This is a genomic window from Aeromonas sp. R6-2 (assembly GCF_040908155.1).
Lineage (GTDB): Bacteria > Pseudomonadota > Gammaproteobacteria > Enterobacterales > Aeromonadaceae > Aeromonas > Aeromonas schubertii.
This window is the reverse complement of record NZ_JBFODE010000029.1, coordinates 57,532-75,683: the sequence shown is the minus strand read 5'-3', so window position 1 is coordinate 75,683 and position 18,152 is coordinate 57,532. Positions and strand designations below refer to the sequence as shown.

The window sequence follows — 18,152 nt, the reverse complement described above, 5'->3', positions numbered from 1 at the left end:
GCACTCCTACAGCATGTGCATGATCTTGTTGTTCATGGTGGTGATCGAATCCTCGGTGAAGAGCAGCAGCAGGTCACACTGGACCGCATACCCCTCTACCCGATAGTTGATCTCGATGGCCAGGGTGCGACGCCAACGGCTCTGGTTGGTGTGGATGAGCTCCTTGATCGGTCTGTGTTGCCCCAGTATGACGGGGTGCCCCTGGCTGAAGGGGGTATCGAGCTGCTCGGCATAGCCGCGCAAGAAGGCGCCGATCAGCACGTTGGCGGTGTCCATCAGCAGCTCCAGTTCGGCGCTGCGATCCAGCGGGCCCTCCATCTTCATCAGACGGGCGAGATCGTTGAAGCTGGAGTCGTGAAACAGAAGCAGTGCCTCACCGGCGATCCCGGCACCGATAAATCCCTGGCAGACGGCGGAGAGGGTGTCCTGATCGGCGGCGGCATTGAGGGCCATGTGCAGCTCGGAGACCTCGAGCACGTTGACGTTGGGGATGGGCAAAACCACGAAGGCGTCGAGCAGGCGTGCCAGCAGGTCGGCCGCCTGTCCCATGGCCACATTGGCGATCTCCTGATAGGCGTCACGGGTCTCGCTGCCGAGCAGCAAGCCGCTGCCGGTGTTCTCGGCGGAGCTTTCGGTCGGCCGGGTCAGGATGGGCGCGGGAGCTTGTCCTCCCGGCTGCCACAGACCGTGGTGGCGCAGCAGGGCCGCGATCTGCTCGGCGGTGGCCGGCTTCTTGATGAAGTCGATGGCCCCCAGACTCATCACTTTCTGGTGCGCCTCGGGCTGAATATCCCCCGAGACCACGATCACCTTGGACTTGATCCCCTCGCGTTTGAGGGTCTCGAGCACACCGTAACCGTCGAGCTCGGGCATGGTGAGATCGAGGAAGATCACCTCTCCGTGTCCCATCAAGGCCTGCTCTACCCCGGCGACACCGTGCTCGGCAAAGTGAACTGTGACCGGCCAGTCCGGGGGAAGCGCCCGGGCCATTTGCTTGCGGGCAAACCCCGAGTCATCACAAATCAATACATTCATCGTCATCCCTGATTGGCTGAGAGGGGTTCGTTATATAGTGTGACCAGCCATCGTCAGGGCGCAACCCAAATCAGACCGGTTGGTTGTAGCGCAGGGCCTGCTTGTGGATGAACTCCTGCAGCAGACGCACACGCAGCGGGGCGAAGTCGGGATTGTTCACCAGCAGGTGGAAGGCTCGCTCACCGGCACGCCAGTCGGGTAACACAGGGACCAGTTGACCACGCTTGAGCTGACTCTGCGCCGAATGGCGCGGGGCGTTGATGATACCCAGATGATTACAGGCGGCCAGCACAGCCGCCTGAGACTGGCTGACCGAGAGCCGCCCCGGCTGGTTGATGTCTATCGCCTCGCCATCGAGATGACGCAGTTGCCAGGTGGAGTAGGGCCAGCAGTAGATGAGCGCATGCTCGGCCAGTTGCCGAGGATGGCTGGGGGTGCCGTGTTGCTCCAGATAGAGAGGGGAGGCATAGAGGGCATACTGGATTTTGCCGAGGCTGCGGGCATGGGCCACCCGCTTGGGCAGGTCACCGCTAAAGAGCACCAGGTCCCACTGGTTATCGAAGAGCTGCTGGTGATCGTTGGTCTGCTCCAGCTCGAAGCGGATCTGGGGGTAGGCCCGACTGAATTCGGCCAGCAGATCGATGAGCAGGGTATTGGAGACCGAGATAGGGGCGGCGAGCTTGATAAGGCCGCCCAGCTCCTGCTTGTGTCCACGGATCTCGCCCGTGGCCTGCTCCAGTTGCTGCAAAGGGCCACACAGGCGCTGATAGTAGTGCTGTCCCTCTTCAGTCAGGCGCAACTTGCGTGTCGAGCGGTGTAGTAGCGCTGTGCCCAACTGCTCTTCCAGCTGGCTGATGCGACGACTGATGGTGGCGGTCGGAATATTCAGGGCGGCGGCGGCATGGGAGAAGCCCCCTTCCTGAATGACTTTGACGAACAGATAAAACTCTTCGATGTGCTTCATGGGCAACAACTGTCAAATGCACCAAACGGCTGAATCTAGGGGCTCATGCCCCCCTTGGCAAGTATTAACTGGCTCTTAATTGATCTGGGGAAGGGTGCGCTGATAGTCGCGCAGCAGCCTGAGAAAGGCATCCGGCTCCCGATCCAGACTCCCTTCCGGGAGCAGCAGATCGAGGCCGGTGAGGGTGCGCAGGCGGGCCATGCGATTGGCAAACATGGCCACGACTCCGTGATAGTGACGCCCGTTGGACGAGCGATAATGGCTCTCTTCAAACAGCTCCTCTGCCAGCGGTTGGCAGGTGCCATTGCTACAGCCCTGCTCCTGATGGATCAGGGTGACGAGCAGGGCGCGTTGCTCGGTTAGCAGATGGACGGCCAACCTGGGTGTGACCCACGTCAAAAATTCGTCATAATTGCGAATGCGTATGCCAATGTATGGCAAAGGGTGCCATGCAAGACCTCTTCTGACCGATGGGCGATCAAAACGCTGAATATTTCTCCATTTGAGCACCCAGCCGCCCCATTTGTGGTGATATTGCAGACAATCGTGACACAAGGAGAGGCTCACTCTGGGCTCAAGGAGTTTGAGAAGGCCGATAAATGTGCAGCAAATTCCTGTCAGTAACAGACTGATAACCGCCACAACAAGTTGTTCTTCGAGGAAAAAAAGTATAAAAATCATAATGCTGGTAACGAGCAGACCGAGCAGGGTCAAAGAGATCCCGTTTCGCTTCGTCAGGGGGGAAATGTGTAGTGTCGTCATGGCAGACCTCTTTCTACCAGATATCTAAACACTAATGCGTGATCTCCCCGTATGCCAGGCGAGGGAGCCATCCCGCTGTGCTGGCGCCGACCTAGATGACACTTCCATGATGCCGTTTGACGAAAGAAGTTTGACCACGCTGGACCTGCTGCACACGCCGATCTGGATCTATGACATCCAGCAGCACCATATTTTTTGGGCCAATCGGGCGGCACTCTCGGTCTGGGAGGCCGACTCCCTGGCCGAGCTGCAAGAGCGTGACTTCTCCCGTGATATGGCCCCCGCCGTGGATCTCCTGTTACAGCGTTATCTGCGGGAGTTTCAGAGTGGTCGCAGTTTCTGCGAGTGGTGGAGCATCTCCCCAAAGGGGATCAGCAAGAAGGTCTATCTGCGCCTCTCCGGTATCGAGATTGCCGAGCGTCTGATGATGATTGGCGAGGCGGTGCTCGATGCCGATACCCTGAGCCATGAGGCCGCCATGGTGCAGGGGGATACCCTCGCCTGCCTGTTTGACGACAGGGGGCATCTCATCAGCGGTAACCACTATTTTCAGAAGTGCTTCGGTACCCGGATCCGCAGACTGAACCAGGTCTATGGGGGGGATGACGAGCACTTCTACCGCCGCTTGCGCCTGCATGAGGAGCTGGTGTGCGAGGGGGAGGGGCGAACCCTCAAGGGGATGCGCTGGTTTCAGTACCAGTTTCGTTATGTTCAGCAGCGCTCCCAGATCCTGCTCACCCTGCGTGACATTACTGCCCGCAAGCTCGAGGAGCTGGAGCACCGCCACCTCGCTCGCCACGACTACATGACAGGTCTGCTCAATCGCTACGGGTTGATGAAGTCACTGGAGGTCAACTGCAGCATGGGGGCTCGCTTTGCCCTGCTGTTTATGGATCTCGATAACTTCAAGCTGGTCAATGACAACTTCGGCCACCGTGCCGGAGATCGGCTTTTGGAGCGCGTGGCCGGCCGCCTCAAGGAGATCTGCCCCTCCGATGTCGAGCTGGCTCGTCTCGGGGGAGACGAGTTCACGGCACTGGTGCCGCTGGGGAGCGATACCGAGCGGGCGCACCGCTTTGCCGACCTGATGCTGGAGCAGATGGCCAGGCCTTTTACCCTCAATGGACTACCCGAGGTCACGATTGGCGGGAGCATCGGCATCGCGCTCTATCCCGATGATGCGGATGACGGAGACAACCTCATCACCCGTGCCGATATGGCCATGTACCAGGCCAAGCATCTCGGTCGTTTCACCTGGCAGCGTTTTACGCCCAATCTGCAGCACGCCCTGCACCGCAAGCTGACCGTCAAACAGTTTTTGGCCAAGGCCGCGGGACGCGGAGAGCTCTCCCTGGTCTTTCAGCCCAAGGTCGACTTGATCGCCGCACGGGTGATCGGCTGTGAGGTGTTGTTACGTTGGCACAGCCCCATTCTGGGTCAGGTCTCGCCGGCCGAGTTTATCCCCCTGGCCGAGGAGATGGGGTTGATCCGGGAGCTGGGTGAGTGGGTGCTGAGCTCGGCCCTGACCCAGATGGCCAGTTGGCGTGAGCGTTTCGGTCTCGCCGTGCCCCTCGCTGTCAACCTCTCGGGTATGCAGATCTCGTCCGAGCTGCCGGCCTGGGTTGCGGCCGAGCTGGCGCGTCACGCCGTCTCTCCCCATTTGTTGACTCTGGAGCTGACTGAAACCGTGTTGATGGTGGACATGGAGGGGAGTCGCAAGGTATTCGAAGCGCTGGGCGAGCTGGGTATCAACATCTCCATCGATGATTTCGGGACCGGTTACTCTTCGCTGGCCTATCTCAATTGCCTCCCCATCAACGAGATCAAGCTGGATCGCTCCTTCGTGGTAGGACTCAACTTACCCGTGATCCGGGCCACGGTCGCCATGGCGGCGGGCTTGGGATTGGACATCATCGCGGAGGGGGTAGAGACCGACGAGGAGCTGGTGGCCCTCAAGGCTCAGGGGTGCCACCGTATTCAGGGTTACCTCATCAGCCATCCGCTGACGGCGGCCGAGCTGGAGGCGAGGGGCTTTGTGATAGAGAGCGAGACAGGTTGCTTCACAATTGAGTCTTGTATCGAACATTAAGTCTGCTTTTTGTCACAATACTGGTTTTTTGTGTCGGAATGTCACCTTGTTTTGTTCATTATCATTACTCATCTGTGATTAAAATTGGTAGGCTACTTACTCCTTTATTAGTATCACACCGTCATGGAGTAAGGATCGATGCAACACATCGAGGTTAGTTCTCCCTCATCCTCCCCCAAGGGGTGGCTGAACCGTTTTCTCAATGGCATTGAGCGAGCCGGTAACAAGCTGCCAGACCCGGCCATGCTGTTTCTCTACGCATTGGCACTGGTCTGGGTCGCATCTGCGATCCTCTCCCAATTTCACTTTGATCTGGTCAATCCGCGTACCGGTGAGGCCGTGGTGGTCAACAATCTGTTGACCGGGTCGGCCCTGGCCGATTTCCTGGCCAACATGGTGACGACCTTCACCGGTTTTGCCCCCCTCGGTATCGTGCTGGTCGCCATGCTGGGCGTCGGTGTCGCCGAGCAATCGGGCTTTATCGATACCGGGCTCAAGAAGCTGCTTCGTGTGACCCCGGCACGTCTGCTGACCCCCATGCTGATCCTGGTCGCCATCGTCAGCCACACGGCGGCGGATGCGGGCTATGTACTGGTGATCCCCATCGGCGGCATCATCTTCCATGCGGCCGGGCGTCACCCTCTGGCCGGGATTGCGGCGGCTTTTGCCGGCGTCTCCGGTGGTTTTGCGGCCAACTTCCTCCCCTCGGGTGGGGATGCGTTGCTGCAGGGCTTTACCCAGACCTCGGCACAGTTGCTCGACCCCAACTACATGGTCAACACCCTCTGTAACATCATCTTCACCGGCGCCTCCTCCCTGTTGATCATCCTGGTCGGATGGTACGTCACCGAGCGGATCGTCGAGCCGCGTCTGCAAGCGGTGAAGCTCGATGAGGATCTCGAGAGCGGTGCCGACATGGGACGCTTTAGTGAGCAGGAGAGCCGCGCCTTTAACCGTGCCGGTCTGGCCATGTTGATCGGCCTGCTGGCCCTGGCGGCGGCCCTTTGGCCGGCCGACTCGCCCCTGCGAGCGGCAGATGGCTCTCTGACCACCTTCGCCGCCCCCGTGATGAAGTCCATCGTCCCCCTCATCTTCCTGCTCTTTATCCTGCCCGGTATCGTCTATGGCTTTGCTGCCGGCACCTTCAAGCAGAGCAAGGACGTGATCGATGCCATGTCGGCCACCATGAACAAGATGGGCTCCTACATGGTGATGGCCTTCTTCTGTGCACTCTTCATCAAGGCCTTCGGTGACTCCAACCTGGGGACCTTGCTGGCGCTGGCCGGTGCCGAGGTGTTGCAGGCCATGGCGCTGCCCGGACAGGTGACCATAGTCGGCATGATCCTGCTGACCGCCTGCGTCAACCTGGTGGTGGGCTCGGCGTCGGCCAAGTGGGCACTCATCAGCCCGATCCTGGTCCCTATGTTGATGGCGGTAGGCATCTCCCCCGAGTTGACCCAGGCGGCCTATCGGGTGGGTGACTCCTCCACCAATATCATTACTCCCCTGATGGTCTTCTTCCCCCTGGTGGTGGTCTACTGCCAGCGTTATGTGAAGAGCACCGGGATCGGCACCCTGGTCTCCATGATGCTGCCCTATTCCATCGCCTTCCTGGTGAGCTGGACCCTGTTCCTGCTGACCTATTGGGCTCTGGGGTTCCCATTGGGATTACAGGCGCCCTACACCTATCCCGCCCCTTAAGGGGAAAGACGGGGAGGCTTGGGCCTCCCCGTTTCTTTGGGGTAGAGTGGCATGAAACTGTCTGGAGGCATCCATGAATCCCGTCGTCGATCTCATCCTCAACCATAGATCCATTCGCAAATTCACCTCCGAGAGGGTGCCACAGGTCCAGCTCGACGCTATCCTGGCCGCGGCCCAGAGCGCCTCAAGCTCGAGCTTTCTGCAGGTCACCACTATCTTGCGAGTCACGGACCCCGCTCTGCGTGCCCACCTGGCAGTGTTGGCCGGCGAGCAGCCCTATGTGGCCGAGGCGGCCGAGTTTTTGGTCTTCTGTGTCGATTACCATCGCCACAGGGTCGTGGCCCCCGATGCCATGACCGGTTTCACGGAGCAGTTGCTGATCGGGGCCATCGATGGGGCCATCATGGCCCAGAATGCACTGCTGGCGGCTCAGTCCATGGGGCTGGGTGGAGTCTATATCGGTGGGCTTCGCAATCACCCCGACCAGGTGGTCGAGGCGTTGGCCCTGCCCCAGGACGTCTTTCCCCTGTTTGGTCTCTGTCTGGGTCATCCGGCCCAGACACCCGAGCGTAAACCGCGACTGCCCCGGGATCTGGTGGTCTATGAGAACCGCTATCCCGAGCGGCTCGACGAGGCGTTGCTGACCCGATACGATGCGCAGATGCTCGCCTATTATCAACATCGAAGCAGCAACCAGAAGCATCAGGGCTGGAGCGGCCAGATCCGCCGCATCCTGGGCAAGGAGTCACGCCCCTTTATGCTGGCGAGTTTGCAAAAGCAGGGTTTTTTGCTCAAGTGACTCAAGAAGAGGGAGGTTGGAGCCGATGGAGATAAGGGTCTTCTCTCCCCCTGGGTCAGACCGGGCTACCGAAAGCAGACTTCATGTTGTAGGATCAAATGATTAGGACAAGGGCTGAACGAGGAACGTCATGATTTTAACCTTGGTACTGCTGTCGATAGGCGCGCTGCTGTTTCTGGTGATCGCCTATAACGTGGTACAGCAGTACAAACAGAAGGTCGAGTCCGACAAGCGTGCCACCATCGCCCGTCACAAGGCTATCGCCGACGAGACCGAGGCGGTTCTGCTCAATGTCAATCTGCTGCCCTTCTCCAAGGCGCTGGTGCTGATCCTGCAGCACCGCATTCTGGATGCCTATCGCGCCATCGCACAGGTCTCTCCCGGCCATGCCCAGATAAAGCAGCGGATCGCCGATACCCAGAATCAGATCAACAACGTGCAAGAGAACTACCGCACCCCGGATGAGGCATTTCGCGCCCCCGACTCAGACCGACAAGCGATCCAGATGTTGCAGACGGTCAAGAAGATGAGGGCGGTGTTGAGGGTGGAACACAACAAGGGGAAGATAGACCCCCAAGGATTTGCCCAAGAGGATCGCCGTCTCGAGCTGATGCAGCTCAAGGTCAATATCGCCAACCTGACCCAGAGAGCACGTGAGGCCCAGTCGAGCGGTCAGTTTGGCTCTTGCCGTCAGATGTTGCTCAAGGGGCTGACGGTGCTGGGAAATGTCGCCGACAAGGATGCCTACCTGATTGCCCGGGAAGAGGATATGCGCCAGGCGATCCAGGATCTCGACAGCATGCTGCAGAGCGAGAGCCAAAAAGAGCTGCAAAATATCAAGGACAAGGAGGCCGATGAGCTCGATGTCCTGTTTCAACCCAAGAAAAAGTGGTAACTCATGTCTCATCCGCTCGATTCCATTCTGGGGCCGCAAGGCCCCTTCGTTTCTCTGCTGCTTTCACAACTTGCCGAGCTGGGAGTGGAGACAGGGTATCCGGTCGATCACCTCTGCTATCGAGCCGCCGACAACCAGGAGTACCTGCGCCTGAGAGCCCTGCTCGAGCAGGCGGGTGAGCTACTGGTTGAGGGAATGATCGGGGGCAGGCCCATCGCCACCTATCGCTATCATCAGCCGGTTGTGAGCGGGGTGGTGAGTGTACCCTGTATCGAATTGGCGGCGCCCAAACCGGGGCGCTCCCACCAGGCGGGGCTCGAACACATCGAGATGGTGATCCCCTCTCTCGAAGCGTTCATGGCCGCCCATCCCCATTGTGTATTTCGTACCGACAACCAGCATGACCTGCGCAATCCCGATATCGCCCTGACCCTGGGAGGAGGGCAGGTAAAGTTTCACCTGCGTACCCTGGAGGCGGTGATCGCCGAGGAGGTCAGTCGGGGAGAGGTGTGCCAGGTTCCCGGGGACTACTGGGGCTGAGTCTGCTTGTAACGGGTAGCCTCACTGACCGAGTGCCGGCCCAGAGAGAGGCTAATCCCCAGGGTGAGTAGCAATACCATCACCATGCCGATGACCATGCCCGTGAGGCCGGCCCACTCCCAGAAGGGGTGCAGGTAAAGGCCCCCCAGGCTGGCTCCCAGGTAGTAGGCGATGAGATAGAGAGAGGAGGCGATGGCGCGGTGCTCCCTCACATGTTGTCCCACCCAGCTGCTGGCGCTGGCATGGGTCAGGAAGAAGCCGAAGCTGGCCACCAGCAGCCCCCCCAGGATCCCCGCCAGAGAGCCCAATAGCAGGAGTAGAGCGCCACTTATCATGATGATGATGCCGCCGGCCATGGTGTGCGCCGTGCCCAGATAACGGTTGATGCGTCCGCTGAGGGACGAGGCCAGGGTACCGCTCAGATAGGTGAGAAAGAGCAAACCAAGCCACTGGGTGGGTACAGAGAAGGGGGGCTGACTCAGCAGAAAGGTGAGGTAGCTGTATTGGTTGAGAAAGACCATGAAGTTGAGGCCGCCGATGAGATAGGCCCCTACCAGTAGCGGCGAGCCCAGATGTTGGCGAAGGGCCATGACCAGCTCTCCCGGTTGCGCCATGGCGGGGCGAAAACCCTGTTGGGGAGGCAACAGCCAGCAGACCAGCGGCAGCAGCAGCAGGCTGATGAGGCCGATCCCGAGAAAAGCCTGGTGCCAGCCTCCCAGTGCGCCGGCCAGCATGCCTGCCACCACTCGTCCGGCTATGCCACCCAGAGAGTTGGCGGCGATGTAGATCCCCACCGCGCTGATCAGTGCCCGTTTACTGAACTCCTCCCCCATATAGGCCACCGCCGTGGCCGGCAATCCCGCCAGCAGAACCCCTTGCAGGAATCGCAGCAACAACAGGCCGGTGAAGTGAGTGATCTGAGACAGCCATAGCGAGAGGAGGATGGCCCCCAGCAGTGATCCCAGCATCACGATGCGCCGGCCGTGACGATCGGCGATGCGCGCCATGGGTAGCAGACCCAGTGCCAGTCCGGCTGTTGTGGCCGAGAGGGCCGCGCCGGCCTCAAGGGGAGGAATCGCAAACTGGGCGGCCAGCAGCGGAAGCAGGGGGTGGGCTTGATAGAGATTGAGAAACACCAGAAACGATCCCAGCCCCAGAGCCAGGGTGGCGCGCCACCAGTGCAGAGTTCCTTGGTCGATCATGGGATGCCTCCTGTCGATGAGCACAGGGTAGTGGGCACGTGGTTATAAAAATAATATATTTAAATGATGTTAATCATCACTGGATGTGATGGATGGATCTGAAACAGCTCACCTATCTGGTCGCCGTAGCCGACACCGGCTCCTTCACGGCGGCTGCCCGGCGCCACCATGTGGCGCAATCGGCCATCAGCATGGCCATCGCCCGGCTGGAGCAGCGCCTCGAGCTCAAGCTGTTCGAACGCCAGGAGCGACGGATTCGCATCACCCCGGAGGGGGAGGTGCTGCTGGCTCATGCCAGGCGATTGCTCCAGCAGGCGGAGCGCGCCGAGCGGGAGATGGAGGAGCTCAAGAGTCTGGTGCGGGGTGAGGTGCGTATCGGGATCCCCTTTATGATGGGCTCCTACTTCTTCCCGCCGATCCTGATGGCGTTCAAGCACCGCTATCCTGGCCTGCGCATCGAGGTGGATGAGGCGGGGACCCGGGAGCTGTTGTCGCGCATGGCGACCGGAGAGCTGGACCTGGCGATCCTGATCGCCTCAGACCTGCCCGGCGAGCTGATGGGGGCCCGCCTGGTGCGTGAGGAGATGGTCGCCGTGGTGGGGGAAGAGCATCCCTGGCGTGGCAAGTCGGGCATTACCCTCGGCACCTTCTTCGAAGAGGAGTTGGCCCTCTTTCGCCAGGGCTTCTATCACAGGGAGCACATGGAGAGTCTCGCCACAGAGGCGGGCGTGATCCCGAGGATTGCCTTTGAGAGTAACCTGATCCCCTTGCACAAGGCGGTGGTGAGACAGGGGTTTGCGGTGAGCACCTTACTGAGAATGGCCATCGAGGAGGATGATGATCTCTTCGCCGTCCCGTTCACCCCCCCCATCTATCTGGATCTGTGTGTGGCCTGGCACCGCGATGAAACCCTGTCGAGGGCCAATCGCGCCTTGCGTGACTTCCTGCTGGAGCAGTGTGAGCTGGCCTGACAACACGTAACGAGGCCCCGCAGGGCCTCGCCAAATGGGGTGTGATCGCCTCACTTTTTCAGCATGTGATCGAGCTTGTTTGCCTTGGTCGAGAGGTAGAACTCGTTGTAGGGATTGCGACCCTCTTGCAGGGGCACCCGCTCGGCAACCTTGATGCCGAAGGACTCCATCGCCTTCACCTTGCGCGGGTTGTTGGTCATCAGACGCAGGGCGTGAACGCCAAGCTGCTCGAGCATGTCGGCGCAGATACGATAGTCGCGCTGATCGGCGGCAAAACCGAGTGCCACATTCGCCTCGACCGTATCGGCACCCTGATCTTGCAGATGATAGGCCCGGATCTTGTTGAGCAGACCGATGCCTCGCCCCTCCTGGCGCACGTAAAGCAGTACGCCGCGCCCCTCTTTGGCGATATTTTGCAAGGCCGCCTGAAGCTGGAAGCCACAGTCACAGCGCAGGCTGAAGAGCGCGTCGCCGGTGAGACACTCCGAGTGGATCCGTCCCAGCACCGGGCTGTCGGTGGTGATGTCCCCCATCACCAGGGCGACGTGATCTTTATCGGTACCCGCCTCCTGGAATCCAACCATGGTGAAGATACCCCAGGGGGTGGGAAGTTTGGATTGAGCGATCAGGGTGACGCTGCTCACGGGGACTCCTTTACAACAATCGAGACCTAAGAGGGGGCACAGTGTAACGTGACCCAGTCCCCTGAGCTACCCTGACAACCCGCTGGTTGGGGTGGGGAGCGGGGTGGAAAGGACAAAAATGCAGCGATTAATCCATGGCGGGCACTTTGCGTCTCCCCCCGACTCCCTCACTTCCGATATACTCCCCCTCCAATCATGGTTAACCGCTTGTGGCGGTGTAATTGAGGAGGATGTATGCCAGTTCCGGCTCCCGTAATGACGATTGATGGCCCCAGTGGGGCAGGCAAGGGAACCCTGTGCCAGTTGCTCGCCGAGCGCCTGGGATGGCATCTGCTCGATTCCGGCGCCATCTATCGGGTGCTGGCGCTTGCTGCCCTGCATCACGATGTTGAGCTCGATTCCGAAGAGGCGCTGGTACCGCTGGCTGCCCACCTCGACATCCAGTTTGTGGTAGAGGAGGGGCAGGTGCGTGCGGTGCTGGAAGGGGAAGATGTTTCCCGCACCATCCGCACCGAAGAGGTGGGGAATGCCGCCAGCAAGGTCGCCGCCTTCCCGCGGGTTCGCGAGGCTCTCCTGCGCCGTCAGCGAGCGTTTCGTCAAGGGCCCGGCCTCATCGCCGATGGTCGTGACATGGGCACCGTGGTCTTTACCGATGCCGAGGTGAAGATATTCCTCGATGCCAGTGCCGAGGAGCGTGCCAACCGACGCTATAAGCAGTTGCAAGATAAGGGCTTTGATGTTAGCTTTGAGCGTCTTTTGACCGAGATTAAAGAGCGTGACGATCGCGACCGCAACCGCGCTGTCGCACCGCTGCGCCCGGCAGAGGACGCTCTGGTGGTGGATTCCACCAGCATGACCATCGACGAGGTTGTCGAGCAGGTCATGTCCTATGCTGTCAGTAAATTAGGTGATGTCGGTTCGCGCTGACATCGGTTGTCTGTTTCATGGATGGAACAGATTAGTAAAAACAGCCCCGCTTGAGCCGGAATGCCGAGTGGATGTTTATTTTTGTGACATAAACAATGACTGAATCTTTTGCTCAACTCTTTGAAGAGTCCCTGAAAGCCGTAGAAACCCGTCAGGGCTCTATCGTTAAGGGTACCGTAGTTGCCATCGAGAACGGTTTCGTTCTGGTTGACGCCGGTCTGAAATCCGAATCTGCCATCCCGGCAGAAGAGTTCAAGAACGCCATGGGCGAGCTGGAAATCAACGTGGGCGACCTCGTTGACGTAGCGCTGGACTCTATCGAAGATGGTTTCGGCGAAACCAAGCTGTCCCGTGAAAAAGCCAAGCGCCACGAAGCCTGGCTGCAGCTGGAGAAGGCCTACGAAGAGCAGGCCACCGTTATCGGTGTTATCAACGGCAAGGTCAAGGGTGGTTTCACCGTTGAACTGAACGGCATCCGTGCCTTCCTGCCGGGTTCTCTGGTTGACGTGCGTCCGATCCGTGACACCGCTCACCTGGAAAACAAAGAGCTGGAATTCAAGGTCATCAAGCTGGACCAGAAGCGCAACAACGTTGTCGTTTCCCGTCGTGCCGTGATCGAGACCGAGAACACCTCCGAGCGCGAAAGCCTGCTGGCCAACCTGCAAGAAGGCCAGGAAGTCAAGGGTATCGTTAAGAACCTGACCGACTACGGTGCCTTCGTTGATCTGGGCGGCGTTGACGGCCTGCTGCACATCACCGACATGGCCTGGAAGCGCGTCAAGCATCCGTCCGAGATCGTGAACGTCGGCGACGAAATCACTGTCAAGGTACTGAAGTTCGACCGCGAGCGTACCCGTGTATCCCTGGGTCTGAAGCAACTGGGCGAAGATCCGTGGGTTGCTATCGCCAAGCGTTACCCGGAGAACACCCGTCTGACCGGTCGTGTGACCAACCTGACCGACTACGGCTGCTTCGTTGAGATCGAAGAAGGCGTTGAAGGCCTGGTACACGTTTCCGAGATGGACTGGACCAACAAGAACATCCACCCCTCCAAGGTTGTTAACGTTGGTGACGTGGTTGAAGTAATGGTTCTGGACATCGACGAAGAGCGTCGTCGTATCTCCCTGGGTCTGAAGCAGTGCAAGTCCAACCCGTGGCAGCTGTTTGCAGAAACCCACGCCAAGGGTGACCGCGTATCCGGTAAGATCAAGTCCATCACCGACTTCGGTATCTTCATCGGTCTGGAAGGTGGTATCGACGGTCTGGTTCACCTGTCCGACATCTCCTGGAACAACCAGGGCGACGAAGCCGTTCGCGAGTTCAAGAAGGGCGACGAGATCGAAGCCGTTGTTCTGCAGGTTGACCCGGAGCGTGAGCGTATCTCCCTGGGCGTGAAGCAGATCGAAGAAGACCCGTTCAACAAGTACCTGTCTGATAACAAGAAAGGTGCTATCGTGAAGGGTAAGGTAATCGAAGTTGATGCCAAGGGTGCAGTGATCGAGCTGGCCGACGGTGTTGAAGGTTACCTGCGTGCTTCCGACGCTTCCCGTGACCGTGTAGAGGACGCGACTCTGGTTCTGTCCGCCGGTGATGAAGTTGAAGCCAAGTTCATGGGCGTTGATCGTAAGAACCGCACCGTAAGCCTGTCTGTCCGTGCCAAGGACGAGGCCGAGGAGCGCGTTGCTATCGACAACCTGAACCAGCAGCAAGACGATGCCGTGTTCAGCAACGCCATGGCTGAGGCTTTCAAAGCCGCCAAGGGTGAGTAATCCTTGAGCCATGAAGAGGGCGGCATTGCGCCGCCCTTTTTTGTCTCAATGTCTCGCGAATGATTGAGGAAAGGAGAGTAAATTCCATGACCAAGTCAGACCTCATCGAACAGTTGGCCGCCAGCCGTATGCAAATGCCCGCCAAGGATGTTGAGGCCGCCGTGAAGGAGATCCTCGAGCAGATGGCGTCGACCCTGCAGAAGGGGGATCGCATCGAGATCCGTGGTTTTGGCAGCTTCTCCCTTCATTACCGTGCACCCAGAGTGGGGCGTAATCCCAAGACGGGTGACAAGGTTGAGCTCTCCGGCAAATATGTTCCTCACTTCAAGCCGGGCAAGGAGCTACGCGAGCGGGTTAATGCCGCAGACTAGGATGTTGCAGAAACGGCATACTCGGGTATGCCTTTTTTCTTTTGGCTTCCTACCGCCCCCTTTTCCCTTCCCATCGTGTATTCGCGCTAGTCTCTTACTGCTTTTTTGGGGATAATCATCAGGTTAACCGCAAGCAATAGGGGATGCTTATGAAACGTATCGTGGCCCTGGTCGTCCTGGCCCTGGTGTTTGTCGTGGCCCTCGCCCTGGGCTCTCAAAATGGTCAGGTTGTTCAATTTAACTATCTGATTGCCCAAGGGGAATTCTCTCTTGCCTCCCTGCTTGGCCTCTTCTTCGGGATCGGTTTTGTGGCCGGTTGGGCCGTCTTTGCCATCTTGTTGCTGCGTCTTAAGATCCAGAACCGAGCCCTCAACCGCAGCGTGCGTCGTCAATCCCGTGAGCTCGATGCCATGAAGGCGCCCGAGGCGGCCAAGGAATAACGCCTCTCGATGCTAGAGTTACTCTTCCTGCTGCTGCCTATCGCCGCCGGATATGGCTGGTACATGGGGCGCAGGAGTGTCCGCCAGGATACCCAGAAGCAGAGCAATCAATTCTCCCGCCAGTATGTGGCGGGCCTGAACTACATCCTGTCGGATCAGTCTGACAAGGCAGTCGATCTCTTCATTCAGCTACTCGAGGTGGATGATGAGACCATAGAGACCCACCTCTCTCTCGGTAACCTGTTTCGTCAGCGTGGCGAGGTGGATCGGGCCATCAAGATCCACCAGAACCTCATTACTCGCCAACTTACCATGGAGCAGCGTCAATTGGCTTTGCAGGAGTTGGCGCGTGACTTCCTGGCCGCCGGCCTGCTCGATCGGGCCGAGAAATTGTGGCTCGAGCTCACCGAGGACAGCGACTTCGAAGAGACCGCCCTGGCCCAGTTGCAGCTTATCTATCAGCAATTGCGTGATTGGGAGAAGGCCATCGAGGTCAGTGAGCGGCTGCAGAAATTTCAGGGCAAGAAGCCGGCCCCCGCCATTGCTCACTACCATTGTGAGCTGGGGGACATGGCCCTGCGTGAGGGCGATCGCAAACTGGCGCAGAGCCGCTTTCGCAAGGCACTCTCGGTGGAGCCGGCCTGTGTGCGGGCCTCCCTCGCCCTGGGATGGCTGGTGATGGGGGAGGGGGAGTTCGCCCAGGCCGTCCGCGAGTTTGAGCGGGTGCTCGAGCAGGATGTGGATTTTGTCGGTGAGGCCATCTCTCCCCTGTGTGAAAGCCTGGAGAAGAGCGGACAGGCTGAGCGGATCCCCGAGTTGTTGGCTCACGCCCAGGAGGCGCGGGCCGGTTTCTCCGTCACCCTGCGTCTGGCCGATTACGTCGAGCAGCACAACGGTCGCGAGGCGGCCTCCGAATTGGTGCTGCGTCAGCTCAGACGAACCCCCTCCATGCGTGGCTTCTATCACCTGATGGAGCTTCAGCTGCGCGGTGCCGAGGAGGGACAGGCCAAGGAGAGCCTCGCCATGCTCAAGAGCCTGGTGGGGGAGCAGATCAAGATAAAGGCGACCCACAAGTGTCGCCAGTGTGGCTTTGCCAGCCACTCCCTCTTCTGGCAGTGCCCGTCGTGCCGCCAGTGGGGCACCATCAAACCGGTCCGGGGTCTGGACGGGGAATAACGTTAATCAAGCTAACAAGACAGGAAGAGACATGAGCGAGCCCAAAGTAGTGGTGGCGCTGGATTTTGCGCGCGAAGAAGAGGCCCTGGCCCTGGTTGATCAACTCAGCCCGTCGGCATGCCGCCTCAAGGTGGGCAAGGAGATGTTTACTCTGTTTGGCCCCCAGTTTGTTCGCCAACTGGTCGCCAGAGGCTTCGATGTGTTTCTGGATCTGAAGTTCCACGACATCCCCAATACGGTGGCAAAGGCCGTGGCAGCCAGTGCCGAACTGGGTGTCTGGATGGTCAATGTGCATGCCAGTGGTGGACGTCGCATGATGGAAGCGGCCAAGGCAGCCCTGGCTCCCTATGGGGAGAAGGCCCCGCTGCTCATCGCGGTGACTGTATTGACCAGTATGGAGCAGAGCGATCTCAATGAATTGGGCGTTCGGCTCACCCCTGCCGAGCAGGTGTTGCACCTGGCCCGTCTGACCAAGGCGGCCGGCCTGGATGGCGTGGTCTGCTCGGCCCAGGAGGCCAGCTTGCTCAAGGCCGAGTGTGGTGCCGACTTCAAACTGGTGACTCCGGGAATTCGTCCCGCAGGCAGCGAGCAGGGGGATCAGCGCCGCATCATGACGCCAGCACAGGCGGTGGCAGCGGGGGCCGACTATCTGGTGGTGGGACGTCCCATCACTCAGGCCGACACCCCTGCCAGTGTGTTGCAGGCGATCAACGCCGAGCTCGGCTGAGAAGGCCCAGCAAGAGACCGGCCATTGCGCCAATAAGATGGGACTCTACGTGGACCCGGGCGCCGATCAGTGCGGCACTCGGGCCACCCGAGTCTCCACCCTGCCAGTCGATGTAGAGCTTTAGCAGCAAGCCAATCAGCAGCAGGCCGGCGCTGCGACGACGCCCCAGCTCTTGTACTACCCCCCAGGCAAAGAGGCCGTGGAGGGCTCCCGAGAGCCCCATGTACCATTGGGTCTGAGGGCACCAGAGCCAGATCCCCAGGGTGACCCCGAGGGCACAGAGTCCCAATACGGTGAGCAGGCACCTTGAGTTCAACTCGTCATGAAAAATCTGCGCCAGGAGCCAGAGTCCGACCAGGTTGAGCGACAGATGCCAGCCATTGGTGTGAACGAGGTTGCCTGTTATGATGCGCCACCACTGCCCATGGGCGATGGCCTCACGCTGAAACGAGAGGGCATCGCTTGGTACGCTCAGCCAGAGCAGCAGCAATAACAGCGAGAGCCCGGCAGCTGCCGGCCATCCGGAAATCTTTGTGAACACGAGTGATCCCACATCAACCCACACCAGCCGCTACTGTACTCATTGTGGCCGCGCACTCAAGGCCTGTCTGTGTGCCACGTTGCCCCGTATCGCCAACCCGACGCCATTAATGGTGTTGCAGCACCCCAAGGAGCGTCTGCATCCCAAGGGGACGGCCCATCTGTTGGCCGGGGCTCTGGAGCTGGCTGAGCTGAGGGTGGGCAGTCAGTGGCAGGAGGATGAGGCGGTGCAGCAGTTTGTCAGCCATCCCCCTTGCTACCTGCTGTGGCCCGGTGAGGGGGCGCTCACCCTCGACGAGTTGCCACGGGAGAGGGGGGCGCGCTTTGTGCTCCTCGATGGCACCTGGCGCAAGTGCTATCGCATGCTGATGGAAAATCCGGCCCTGGCGGCGTTGCCCCGGGTGGCATTGACGCCACGCAGTGGCCACTATCATATTCGCAAGGCACCCTTCGCCGGTGCCTTGTCGACCCTGGAGGCGGGGTATCACCTCTTGTGCGAATGGGAGCAAGAGCCCGGGCGTTACGCCCCCCTGTGGGACCTGTTCGTTCGTTTCAACCAGCAATGGCTTACCTTTAGCCAAGTCAACCGAGGAGCGTGAC

The 18,152-nt window shown here is 59.5% G+C and carries 19 protein-coding genes; 13 read left to right on the top strand and 6 right to left on the bottom strand.

Annotated features, from left to right (window positions below; all coding sequences use genetic code 11):
• Positions 1-6: 6 nt before the first annotated feature.
• The 3 genes from AB5Y48_RS05100 to AB5Y48_RS05090 form a co-directional block, all read right to left on the bottom strand.
• A complete protein-coding gene (locus tag AB5Y48_RS05100) occupies positions 7-1,035 on the bottom strand; it encodes a response regulator (protein WP_368163910.1) in 1,029 nt (342 codons plus the stop codon).
• Between the two features lie 70 nt (positions 1,036-1,105).
• Positions 1,106-1,999: a LysR family transcriptional regulator gene (locus AB5Y48_RS05095; protein WP_060585542.1), complete on the bottom strand. Its 894-nt coding sequence runs from the start codon at positions 1,997-1,999 to the stop codon at positions 1,106-1,108.
• Positions 2,000-2,074: 75 nt separating this feature from the next.
• Positions 2,075-2,680, bottom strand: a complete 606-nt coding sequence (locus AB5Y48_RS05090) for a DUF2982 domain-containing protein (RefSeq protein WP_224163288.1) — start codon at positions 2,678-2,680, stop codon at positions 2,075-2,077.
• A 220-nt stretch (positions 2,681-2,900) separates the two neighbouring features.
• On the opposite strand from AB5Y48_RS05090, the gene AB5Y48_RS05085 reads away from it, so the two are divergent.
• The 5 genes from AB5Y48_RS05085 (at position 2,901) to AB5Y48_RS05065 (ending at position 8,785) form a co-directional block, all read left to right on the top strand.
• The gene (locus AB5Y48_RS05085; protein WP_050666003.1) at positions 2,901-4,850 is read left to right on the top strand and encodes a bifunctional diguanylate cyclase/phosphodiesterase; all 1,950 of its coding nucleotides are present in this window, start codon (positions 2,901-2,903) and stop codon (positions 4,848-4,850) included.
• 138 nt (positions 4,851-4,988) lie between these two features.
• Entirely contained in the window at positions 4,989-6,551 is a 1,563-nt protein-coding gene (locus AB5Y48_RS05080) for an AbgT family transporter (RefSeq protein WP_224163264.1), read from the top strand.
• 73 nt (positions 6,552-6,624) lie between these two features.
• Positions 6,625-7,350, top strand: coding sequence for an oxygen-insensitive NADPH nitroreductase (gene nfsA / locus AB5Y48_RS05075; RefSeq protein ID WP_368163908.1), 726 nt, complete (start codon positions 6,625-6,627; stop codon positions 7,348-7,350).
• A gap of 130 nt (positions 7,351-7,480) precedes the next feature.
• The gene (locus tag AB5Y48_RS05070; protein WP_136613783.1) at positions 7,481-8,245 is read left to right on the top strand and encodes a DNA repair protein; all 765 of its coding nucleotides are present in this window, start codon (positions 7,481-7,483) and stop codon (positions 8,243-8,245) included.
• 3 nt (positions 8,246-8,248) lie between these two features.
• Positions 8,249-8,785 carry a VOC family protein gene (locus AB5Y48_RS05065; protein ID WP_060585548.1) on the top strand — a complete coding sequence of 179 codons (537 nt, stop codon included), beginning with the start codon at positions 8,249-8,251 and terminating at the stop codon, positions 8,783-8,785.
• Here AB5Y48_RS05065 and AB5Y48_RS05060 read toward each other — a convergent pair.
• On the bottom strand, positions 8,773-9,987 hold the full coding sequence (locus tag AB5Y48_RS05060; RefSeq protein WP_050665887.1) for an MFS transporter: 1,215 nt from the start codon (positions 9,985-9,987) through the stop codon (positions 8,773-8,775). The two genes, AB5Y48_RS05065 and AB5Y48_RS05060, sit on opposite strands and share 13 nt — an antisense overlap.
• 92 nt (positions 9,988-10,079) lie before the next feature.
• Between AB5Y48_RS05060 and AB5Y48_RS05055 the strand changes: the two genes are divergently transcribed.
• Positions 10,080-10,958: a LysR family transcriptional regulator gene (locus AB5Y48_RS05055; protein ID WP_368163906.1), complete on the top strand. Its 879-nt coding sequence runs from the start codon at positions 10,080-10,082 to the stop codon at positions 10,956-10,958.
• A 50-nt stretch (positions 10,959-11,008) separates the two neighbouring features.
• On the opposite strand, the gene ribA is transcribed toward AB5Y48_RS05055, so the two are convergent.
• Positions 11,009-11,602 (bottom strand): GTP cyclohydrolase II, encoded by a 594-nt coding sequence (ribA, locus tag AB5Y48_RS05050; RefSeq protein WP_050665889.1) that lies wholly within the window; start codon positions 11,600-11,602, stop codon positions 11,009-11,011.
• 234 nt (positions 11,603-11,836) lie between these two features.
• Here ribA and cmk point away from each other — a divergent pair, with 234 nt between their 5' ends.
• The 6 genes from cmk to pyrF all read left to right on the top strand — a co-directional run bounded on the left by cmk (position 11,837) and on the right by pyrF (position 17,012).
• Positions 11,837-12,529 (top strand): (d)CMP kinase, encoded by a 693-nt coding sequence (gene cmk, locus AB5Y48_RS05045; protein WP_050665890.1) that lies wholly within the window; start codon positions 11,837-11,839, stop codon positions 12,527-12,529.
• Between the two features lie 95 nt (positions 12,530-12,624).
• Positions 12,625-14,298: a 30S ribosomal protein S1 gene (gene rpsA, locus AB5Y48_RS05040; RefSeq protein WP_050665891.1), complete on the top strand. Its 1,674-nt coding sequence runs from the start codon at positions 12,625-12,627 to the stop codon at positions 14,296-14,298.
• A gap of 86 nt (positions 14,299-14,384) precedes the next feature.
• Positions 14,385-14,669, top strand: coding sequence for an integration host factor subunit beta (gene ihfB / locus AB5Y48_RS05035; RefSeq protein WP_050665892.1), 285 nt, complete (start codon positions 14,385-14,387; stop codon positions 14,667-14,669).
• 149 nt (positions 14,670-14,818) lie between these two features.
• Complete coding sequence (locus AB5Y48_RS05030) at positions 14,819-15,109, top strand: LapA family protein (protein ID WP_050665893.1); 291 nt, start codon at positions 14,819-14,821, stop codon at positions 15,107-15,109.
• A 9-nt stretch (positions 15,110-15,118) separates the two neighbouring features.
• A complete protein-coding gene (lapB, locus tag AB5Y48_RS05025; protein WP_136613780.1) occupies positions 15,119-16,285 on the top strand; it encodes a lipopolysaccharide assembly protein LapB in 1,167 nt (388 codons plus the stop codon).
• Between the two features lie 31 nt (positions 16,286-16,316).
• On the top strand, positions 16,317-17,012 hold the full coding sequence (gene pyrF / locus AB5Y48_RS05020) for an orotidine-5'-phosphate decarboxylase (protein WP_050665895.1): 696 nt from the start codon (positions 16,317-16,319) through the stop codon (positions 17,010-17,012).
• On the opposite strand, the gene rrtA is transcribed toward pyrF, so the two are convergent.
• Positions 16,993-17,553 (bottom strand): rhombosortase, encoded by a 561-nt coding sequence (gene rrtA, locus AB5Y48_RS05015; RefSeq protein WP_368163904.1) that lies wholly within the window; start codon positions 17,551-17,553, stop codon positions 16,993-16,995. The genes pyrF and rrtA overlap by 20 nt on opposite strands.
• Here rrtA and AB5Y48_RS05010 point away from each other — a divergent pair.
• Entirely contained in the window at positions 17,546-18,151 is a 606-nt protein-coding gene (locus AB5Y48_RS05010) for a tRNA-uridine aminocarboxypropyltransferase (RefSeq protein ID WP_368163902.1), read from the top strand. The two genes, rrtA and AB5Y48_RS05010, sit on opposite strands and share 8 nt — an antisense overlap.
• The last annotated feature ends 1 nt before the right edge of the window (position 18,152 follow it).